At 51.4% G+C, this 1,577-nt stretch carries 3 protein-coding genes and 1 pseudogene; all 4 read right to left on the bottom strand.

Annotated elements, in window-relative coordinates:
- Positions 1-138: pseudogene (pemK-mt, locus tag RTW80_RS25060) on the bottom strand (type II toxin-antitoxin system toxin endoribonuclease PemK-mt); the annotation flags it as partial.
- Between the two features lies 1 nt (position 139).
- Positions 140-397, bottom strand: coding sequence for a type II toxin-antitoxin system antitoxin PemI (gene pemI, locus RTW80_RS25055; RefSeq protein WP_000557619.1), 258 nt, complete (start codon positions 395-397; stop codon positions 140-142).
- 92 nt (positions 398-489) lie between these two features.
- Positions 490-1,143 (bottom strand): CPBP family intramembrane glutamic endopeptidase, encoded by a 654-nt coding sequence (locus RTW80_RS25050; protein ID WP_312720758.1) that lies wholly within the window; start codon positions 1,141-1,143, stop codon positions 490-492.
- Positions 1,144-1,240: 97 nt separating this feature from the next.
- The gene (locus RTW80_RS25045; RefSeq protein ID WP_001333237.1) at positions 1,241-1,381 is read right to left on the bottom strand and encodes a hypothetical protein; all 141 of its coding nucleotides are present in this window, start codon (positions 1,379-1,381) and stop codon (positions 1,241-1,243) included.
- Between the last annotated feature and the right edge of the window lie 196 nt (positions 1,382-1,577).

Below are 1,577 nucleotides of genomic sequence, written 5' to 3'. Positions count from 1 at the left end.
GGTTACGGGCACAACAACAGGCAGGCGGGTCACGCGATTAAAGGCCGCCGGTGTGACAATCAGCACCGGCCGCGTTCCCTGCTGCTCATGACCTGCGGTAGGATCAAGCGAGACAAGCCAGATTTCCCCTCTTTCCATGTCAGATTTCCTCCTGACCAGTCGCCGGTGCATCCAGCCATTCTCGTTCTTCAGCTGATATTTCAGCATTCGGATCACACTGTGCCAGTAGCTCAGCCAGTGAATATTGCGGGCGTCTGTACGGCTCAACAATCAGCCGGCCATTATCAATGACCATGCCAACTTCATTATCTGTGCCCAGAGACAGCGCATTCAGCAGTGCCGGTGGGACGGTCAGCATAACTGAGCCGCCAACCCTCTTCAGTCGGGTGGTATGCATTCTTCACCTCCATAAAAGTTATATTTAAATATAACATCCACTAAAAAAACACACCAGGCTTTAACGCACAATGTTTAATAAAAATATAACTTTCAACCAAACAGTAAACCCAGCGTGGTTGCTTCCATATGCAGCAATACCGGCAGCAGCAGGCCACCACTTCTGATCCTGGCCACTGATGTAATCAACCCCACCAGGAACAGTTCTGCCAGTGTCAGCAGGTTCTGATACTGGCTGTGCGCGGCGACGAACAACAACGACGTTATCAGCGCCCCCAGCCACATCGTCCAGCAGTACCGTGAACGGAAGACGTTCAGCATAATCCCCCGGAACAGCGTTTCCTCATTCAACGGGGCAAGGATAAAGATGGTCAGCAACGTCAGGATCACGTCAGGTATGGACTTATCGGCAAAAAGTTTCGTCATAAATGGCTCAGCAGGCAGAGCCAGCGCCTTACCGAGCAGAAATACACCGACATACACCACGGCCATCGCACCGACCAGCCACGGTACGCCAACGTTGCGCAGCTGACCAACGACCGGTAGCGGAGCTATCCAACGGCGGTATACCAGGAAAACACACAGCAGGTACATCAGAACAGTACCATGACTGAAGAACAAATAGTTTTTTCCTGATCCATAACGCAGAACGGCCTGCTCCATGACAAATCTGGCTCCCCAACTAATGCCCCATGCAGCCAGCATAACCAGCATAAACTGCAGATTTTGATTACGTGTTTGAATCATTGCATCGCCTGTAAATTTTTAACTTGTCCTATTTTTGTCATTACCACGTATATACACATGTATAACAATTCAGATATCGTTACCAGGATATGCCGCATCAGCGGCATGGAAGGCGGCACTCTGTTGTTTCATATGATACAGGAGTAAAACCGCCGAAGCCCGGCGTAAGCCGGTACTGATTGATAGATTTCACCTTACCCATCCCCAGCCCTGCCAGACCATACCCGCTTTCAGCCATGAGAGAGCTTCTGTGCGCGGTCGGAGTGGTCCCGACGAGGGTTTACCCGAAGTCGGGGCGTATCTCCGCGTTAGCGGGCCGTGAGGGCCGCTTACGAGCGTGTACTGAGAACTTCCAGCGAGAAGACTGACAGCGATGAAGATGTAGTTACAACATTCATAATTAAAAGCGACTCTGTGCCGGCCCTTTGGGCCGG

Origin of the sequence: Escherichia sp. AM3 (genome assembly GCF_032029835.1) — a bacterium.
Classification (GTDB): domain Bacteria; phylum Pseudomonadota; class Gammaproteobacteria; order Enterobacterales; family Enterobacteriaceae; genus Escherichia; species Escherichia coli.
The sequence above is the reverse complement of the archived record's forward strand: the minus strand, read 5'-3'. Positions and strand labels throughout refer to the sequence as shown.